At 70.7% G+C, this 6970-nt stretch carries 6 protein-coding genes; 4 read left to right on the top strand and 2 right to left on the bottom strand.

Features of this window, described 5'->3' with window-relative positions; all coding sequences use genetic code 11:
* Positions 1-248 precede the first annotated feature (248 nt).
* Complete coding sequence (locus ACFO5K_RS10105; protein WP_378559512.1) at positions 249-884, top strand: response regulator; 636 nt, start codon at positions 249-251, stop codon at positions 882-884.
* 18 nt (positions 885-902) lie between these two features.
* Here ACFO5K_RS10105 and ACFO5K_RS10100 read toward each other — a convergent pair whose 3' ends face one another.
* On the bottom strand, positions 903-2033 hold the full coding sequence (locus ACFO5K_RS10100; protein WP_378559503.1) for a serine/threonine-protein kinase: 1131 nt from the start codon (positions 2031-2033) through the stop codon (positions 903-905).
* Between the two features lie 177 nt (positions 2034-2210).
* Between ACFO5K_RS10100 and ACFO5K_RS10095 the strand changes: the two genes are divergently transcribed.
* The 3 genes from ACFO5K_RS10095 to ACFO5K_RS10085 all read left to right on the top strand — a co-directional run bounded on the left by ACFO5K_RS10095 (position 2211) and on the right by ACFO5K_RS10085 (position 5641).
* Complete coding sequence (locus ACFO5K_RS10095; protein ID WP_378559500.1) at positions 2211-2966, top strand: hypothetical protein; 756 nt, start codon at positions 2211-2213, stop codon at positions 2964-2966.
* Positions 2967-2982: 16 nt separating this feature from the next.
* Positions 2983-4584, top strand: coding sequence for a Y-family DNA polymerase (locus ACFO5K_RS10090; RefSeq protein WP_378559497.1), 1602 nt, complete (start codon positions 2983-2985; stop codon positions 4582-4584).
* 160 nt (positions 4585-4744) lie between these two features.
* A complete protein-coding gene (locus ACFO5K_RS10085; protein ID WP_378559509.1) occupies positions 4745-5641 on the top strand; it encodes a sucrase ferredoxin in 897 nt (298 codons plus the stop codon).
* A 341-nt stretch (positions 5642-5982) separates the two neighbouring features.
* On the opposite strand, the gene ACFO5K_RS10080 is transcribed toward ACFO5K_RS10085, so the two are convergent.
* A complete protein-coding gene (locus ACFO5K_RS10080) occupies positions 5983-6942 on the bottom strand; it encodes an SDR family NAD(P)-dependent oxidoreductase (protein ID WP_378559494.1) in 960 nt (319 codons plus the stop codon).
* Positions 6943-6970 lie beyond the last annotated feature (28 nt).

Genomic DNA, 6970 nt, shown 5'->3' with positions numbered 1-6970 from the left:
CCGGTGTGCTCGCGTCGGAGCCGAGTCGGCCGGGACCCGCGACCGGCCCGGTGTGCTCGCGTCGGAGCCGAGTCGGCCGGGACCCGCGACCGGCCCGGTGTGCTCGCGTCGGACCCGAGTCGGCGGGAACCCACAGGCCGATCCGGTGTGCTCGCATCGGAGCCGATCTCGTCGCCCGGACACCGCGGTGTGGTACCGATGACAGCAGGTCGATCGAGTTGGTTCGGATGAGGAGTCTTGGAGTGAGTGTGCGGGTGTTCCTGGTCGACGATCACGCGGTGTTCCGGTCGGGGGTGCGGGCGGAGCTGAGCCGGGAGACCGATATGGAGGTTGTCGGCGAGGCCGGGGCAGTGGCCGAGGCGATAGCCGGGATCGATGCGGCGAAACCGGATGTGGTGCTGCTCGATGTGCACATGCCCGACGGCGGCGGCGTGGCGGTACTGACCGGGATCGCCGAAGGGCCGGTGTGTTTGGCGTTGAGCGTGTCCGATGCGGCCGAGGACGTGATCGCGGTGATCCGGGCAGGGGCGCGCGGATATGTCACCAAGACGATTTCCGGTGCCGAGCTGGCCGACGGGATTCGCCGGGTGGCCGGCGGTGACGCGGTGTTCAGTCCACGGCTGGCGGGCTTCGTGCTCGATTCGTTCACCGGGCGTTCCCCGGTGCCCGAGCCGCCGCTGGACCCGGAGCTGGACTCGCTCACTCCCCGTGAGCTGGAAGTGCTGCGGCTGCTGGCGCGTGGTTACACCTACCGGGAGATCGCCGAAACCCTGTTCATCTCGGTGAAAACGGTGGAAACCCACGCCTCCAACGTGCTGCGCAAAACCCAGCAGTCCAACCGCAACGCGCTGACTCGCTGGGCGCATCGGCGCAGGATCGAGTGACCGCGCCGCGAGCGCCGCTCACATCATGGCGATGATGAGCGCGATCAGGATCACCAGGCCGATCAGCACGCCCGCGCCGATCGCCAAGGGTGCGCCGTTGGGCAGGTCGTCGAGGAAGCTGCCGGTGCGCTGCGGGGCCGCTGCCGGCGCGGCCATGGGCGCGCGGTGCGGGCGGGGCAGCGGCTGGGAGTTGGGGCTGCGCAGGCCGGTGGCCGAGTTGCGCGCCGCCCAGGAGGGGATGGTGCCGTCCTCGGTGCGCAGTGGCACACCGAGGATGTAGGCGCCGGTTCCCGGCCCGAAAGCGGCGGTGAGGAGCTCGTCGCGCGCCTCGGCCATCGTGGGCCGGCGCTGCGGTGCGGGTTCGAGCATGTGCAGCAGCGGCTGGGTGAGGATGCCGCTGCGGGTGGGCGGAATGATCCGGCCCATCGCGGCGCGGGTGACGACATCGTTCTCGTCGTCGTCGAATCCGAACGGCGGCTGGCCCTCGAGTGCGGTGTAGAGGGTGGCGCCGAGGGAGAACACGTCGCTGGCCTCGGTGGGCTGGGCGCCGCGAGCCACCTCGGGCGGCAGGTAGGCGGGGGTGCCGGTGATCACACCGTCGGGTTCGTCACCGTGGGCGTCGCCGGCGCCGCGCGAGATGCCGAAGTCGCTGAGTTTGGCCAGCCCCACGCTGTTGCCACGGTCGGCGACGAGGATGTTGCCCGGCTTGATGTCGCGGTGCACGATGCCCGCGGCATGTGCGGCGGCGAGCGCGTCGGCCACTTGCGCGCCGATCTGGGCCACCTCCACCGCGGGCAGTGTGTCGACCATCGCGAGCGCCTTGGCCACGCTGCGCGAGGGTAAGTACTCCATGACCAGCCAGGGTTCGCCCGCCTCGATCACCACGTCGTAGACCGCGATGGCGTGCTCGTGTGACAGCTTGGCCGCCACCCGGCCCTCGTGGACGATGCTGCTGCGGATCTGTTCGGCCTCGGCCTCGCTCAGTCCCGCGGTGGAGAGCACCTGCTTGATCGCGACTTCCCGGTTCAGCAGCCGATCGGTCGCCAGCCAGACCGCGCCCATGCCACCCCCGCCCAGTTTCGACTGCAGGCGGTAACGGCCCGCGACCAGGTAGTCGGGGCCGACATGGGGACGAGCACGTTCGGTCACGGGTGCGAGGGTAGTCGAATCCGGCGCTGACTGGCCGAGATCTTCCGGGAGGGGTGCCCGGCACTCCGGTCGCTATCGAACGTATATTCGAATACGATCGATAGCTGGAACGGTGCTGCTGTTTCGGCGCAGGGCGGTTTTCCGTCCGCGGGTCCATCGTGGAAGTAGGTGGTGTAGATGGGTTCGAATGCGTTGCCGCCCGAACCGGGCACGCGTGAGCACACGCTCGACGAACTGCGCAGGCGCATGGCCGCGGTCCCCGGGCGTGGTGCGTCCGTGGCCGGTCACATGCCACGTGAACAGCCATTTCGCCGTGATCTGCTGCCGGTTCCGCCCCCATTGGCCGCCCTGTTGCCCGACGGCGGTTTACCGAAGGGCGCGGTGGTCGCCTACTCCGGCGCGCATTCACTGCTGACCGGCCTGCTCGCCGCCGTCACCGCGAACGGTGGGCACGCGGCGGTGGTCGGGCTGCCCCGGCTGGGTTTGCTGGCGGCCGCGGAAATGGGTGCCGAACTGTCCCGGCTGGCGGTGATCCCCGACCCCGGCTCCGACCCGGCCGAGGTGGCCGCCGTCCTGCTCGACGGCCTCGACCTCGTGGTCCTCGGTCTCGACGGTTTCGCCGTCCCCCCGGCCCGCTGCCGCGTCCTCGCCGCCCGTGCCCGCAACCGCGGCACCACCCTGGTCGTGGCCGGCGGCGAATGGGCCGACCCGACCTTGCGCCTGGACTCCCGCGTCACCGGCTACCGCGGCCTCGGCCCCGGACGCGGCCGCCTGCGCTCGGTCTGCCTGGATGTACGCGTCAGCGCCAAAGCGGGCCAGTCCCGCCACGGCCACATGGACCTGTGCGCCAAGGCCGGCCGCACCGAATGGTTGCCTCGCGAAACACTGAGTCGGACAGCCGAAGGCACCGCTTTACGTGAGGCGGTCTCATGACTCCCGGAGCTGTTCGATGGGTGTGAGCGAGTCCGTGGGTGGCGGCGTGGCGCGCGTTGATCGAGTGGTGGCGGTGTGGTGTCCGGATTGGCCCGCGGTGGCGGCGGCCGCGATGGTGGGAGCGGCGGCGGACCGGCCGATCGCGGTGTTGCGGGGGAACCGGGTGGTGGCTTGTTCGGCGATCGCGCGGGCCGAGGGGGTGCGGCGTGGGATGCGGCGACGGGATGCGCAGGGGTGTTGTCCCGAACTCGTGGTCGCCCAGGACGACCCGGATCGAGACGCGCGGTTGTTCGAGCCGGTGGCCGGTGCTGTCGACGAGACCGTGCCGGGTGTCGAGGTGTTGCGGCCCGGGCTGGTCGTGCTCGGGGCGCGCGGTGCCGCACGGTTCTTCGGCTCGGAGGAGGCCGCCGCGGAGCGGTTGATCGATGCTGTCGCCGCCGCCGGTGCCGAGGCGCAGATCGGGATCGCCGACGCGGTGTCGACCGCGGTGATCGCGGCCAGGCGCGGTTCGATCGTGGCACCGGGAGCGGGTGCGCGCTACCTGGCTGCACTGCCGGTGGCCGAGCTCGCGGCCGAGCCGAGCCTGGCCGCACCCGAACGCGCCGACCTGGTAGACCTGTTGCGCCGCTTGGGGTTACGCCGTGTCGGTGATTTCGCCCGCCTGTCGCCCGCCGAGGTGGCCTCCCGGTTCGGTGCCGATGCCGTGCTCGCCCATCGCACCGCCCGCGCCCTGCCCGAACGCCCGCCCTCGGCTCGCCGGCCTGCCCCGGAACTGAACGTCGAACTGGCCTGCGACCCGCCCATCGACCGGGTCGACGCGGCCGCGTTCGCCGGCCGGCAGCTGTCCACCCGCTTGCACGCGGTGCTGTCGGCAGCGGGCGTGGCGTGCACCCGGCTCGCTGTCACCGCCCGCACCGAAACGGGGGAGGAGCTCACCAGAATCTGGCGGTGCGCTCGTCCGCTGACCCCGTCCGACACCGCCGACCGGGTTCGCTGGCAGCTCGACGGCTGGCTCACCCGCCGCGCCCGCCCCACCGGTCCGATCGTCGCGCTCATCCTGGAGCCGGTCGAGGTCGTCGCCGCCGCCGCGTTGCAGTTGGGCCTGTGGGGCGGGGAGGGTGCGGAAACCGAACGCGCCCGCCGCGCTCTGGTCCGGGTGCAGGGTCTGCTCGGTGGGGAAGCGGTGCGCATCGGTGTGCTCAGTGGTGGCCGTGGACCCGCCGAACGCATCACCATGATCGCCCTCGGCGACGAACTCACCCCCGCCGCCGACCCCACCCACCCCTGGCCCGGCCGCCTCCCCGAACCGGCCCCCACCCTGCTCCTGCTGCACCGGCCCACCGTCCACCTGACCGCCGCCGACGGCGCTCCTGTCGCCGTCACCGCCCGCGGCCTGTTCACCGCCGACCCCACCCAGCTGCGCTGGGGCAGCAGACAATGGTCCCTGCTCGGCTGGGCAGGCCCCTGGCCGGTCACCGAACGCTGGTGGTCCACGGCCGAACATTCGACGCTCGCCATCCGGGTCCAAGTCCAGCTGGACGCCGACCCCACCGAAATCCGCGCCGTCCTCCTCGTCTTCGACGAAGCCCACTGGCACGCCGAGGGCGTATACGAGTAAGCGCTTCGCCGCCGACCATCATGGTGAGGTCGACGCGACCTTCCCGCTCACCGTGGTCGGGAACCTCGTCCTGAACCCCGGCTCTAGAGTGAACTCCGGTACCGGGTGGTCCGGCGACCAGGTAGCGAAGGACGGGGGCACCGTGAATCCATTCGAGGGCATGTTGTGCTCGGCGGCGGCTGCCGACCTTCCGCTGCCCGGGACCGCGGCGCACGTCACCGGCTGGTTGTGTATCGAGCATCCCGGGGCGTGGGGACGGGATGTGATCGGGGACGAGGTGCTCGGGCCCGAGATCACCGCCGAGCTGGCCGCGCGCGCTTCGGCGGCGAAGGTGCGGCCGACGCTGATCCGGCGTCCCGGTCGCAACGAGTTCACCGGTGTTCGCACCGTGTTGCTGGTGAGTTCGCGGCCCGAGGGCTCGTGGTGTGAGCGGTTCGAGATCACCGATCTGCGTCAGCTCTTCGACATCGACTTGCATCTGGTCGACGGCCCCGCACCGGGAATCGGTGTGCGCGTGCACGACCCGTTGGTGTTGGTCTGCGCTCACGGCAAACGCGACCAGTGCTGTGCCCTGTTCGGCCGCCCGATCGCCGCCGCCTTGGCCGCCGAGAATCCCGGCCGGGTGTGGGAGGCTTCCCATACCGGTGGCCACCGCTTCGCCCCCGCCGTGGTCCTGCTCCCGTCGGGCCTCACCTACGGCCGCGTCGACATCTCCGCCGCCGAATCCCTGCTGTCCGCCGCCGACACCGGCGAGGTCTCCCTGACCGGCCTGCGCGGCCGCAGCTGCTACCCGCCGATCGCCCAACTAGCCGAAGTGACTGTCCGCGAACAGATCCGGACCCCCGCCGACGAACTGACCGTCCACCTCGACCCGGCTCCCACTCACGACCCCACCGTGGCAGGCGCCGCCATCGTCACCCATCGCGACGGCCGCCGCTGGCGCGTCACCGCCCGCACCGTCCCCGCCACTCCCCGCCAAGCCAGCTGCGCCGCAGCCCCCAAACCCGCCACCTACCTGGAACTGGTTGCCTCAGAAGAACTCCCACCCACCACCTGACGCGTCCAACACACCCGCCATGCTGCTGCCGCCGGCACCCCAACAGCGCCAGCGCAACGACCGCCACCAGCCCCCGCCCAACTCTCCTGGGCGTTCGATCACCAGGCTCCCCGGCAGACACCCGAGTGTCGACCCGCCCAAACGAAGCCCACCGACCCAAAAGCTCGGTCCGACATCCCGCCGCAACAGCCCACTCGCGCGCGAGTCGAGGTCTGGACGGTTGACCACCAGGCTTTCATGGCAGCATTTCGCGAGAGGCGGCCTGCACCAGAGCCTGATGATCTTGAAACCGGCCGTTCAGGGGCTCGGGCTTTGGTGGCTGAGTGGGTACGGCGGGTGGGTTACCAGTGGGTGCCGGGGACCCAGCGGGCTGCGCGGCGTAAGGCGGTGGTGGTGAGTTTGCGGGTGGGGGAGGGTGGTTTCGGGGTGGGGTGGGGTGTGGGGGTTTTTGGTGTGGGATCTGGGGATTCGCCTTTGGCTGCGGGGGAGTCGGGGAGGGCTCGGTAGTAGCGGTGCATGATGCGGTCGCGCAGTTTCGGGGTGAGCAGGCCGCCGTATTCGGCGAGGGTGCCGAGGGGGACGTCGATGCGTTTGGGGCGGTCGGTGAGGGCGCGGACGATGGTGTTCGCTGCCCACTCGGGTGATTCGGCCGGCCCCTGGTTGCCGCTGGGGGCGATCATCGGGGTGCGTACCAAGGGCATGTGGATGGTGGTGAAAGTGACTCCGTCGGCGAGGGTTTCGATGGCGGCGACCTCGGTGAACTTGTCGAGTGCCGCTTTGCTGGCGAGATAGGCCGAGAAGCGGGGGGTGGCCACCTGTACGCCGGCGCTCGAGATGTTGACGATGTGGCCGAAGCCGCGTTCGCGCATCTGCGGCAGCAGTGCCATGGTCATGCGCAATGCCCCGAAGTAGTTGACCGCCATGGTGCGTTCGTAGTCGTGCAGGCGGTCGGTGGAACGGTGGATGGCGCGCCGGATGGACCGGCCGGCATTGTTGACCAGCATGTCGACGTGGCCGTGCCGGTCGAGGATGGTGTGCACGGTGGACTTCACGGAATCGGCGTCGGTGACATCGCACTGGTAGCCGTAGGCCTGGCCGCCCGCGTCGACGATCTCGTCGACCACCGCGGCCAGTTCGTCGCCGCGACGGGCGAGCAGGAAGACGACGGCGCCTCTGGTGGCGACGGCGAGCGCGGCGGCCCGCCCGATTCCGGACGACGCGCCGGTGATGATCACGTGCCGACCGGTCAGTTCTCGCCGCTTGCGACCACGGCCCTGTTCTGCTGGAGAAACCTCAGACATCACTGCTCCTTTGCAGCTCGTTCCCCTG

The organism is Nocardia halotolerans (assembly GCF_042650145.1).
In the GTDB taxonomy this organism is placed as follows: Bacteria; Actinomycetota; Actinomycetes; order Mycobacteriales; family Mycobacteriaceae; genus Nocardia; species Nocardia halotolerans.
The sequence above is the reverse complement of the archived record's forward strand: the minus strand, read 5'-3'. Positions and strand labels throughout refer to the sequence as shown.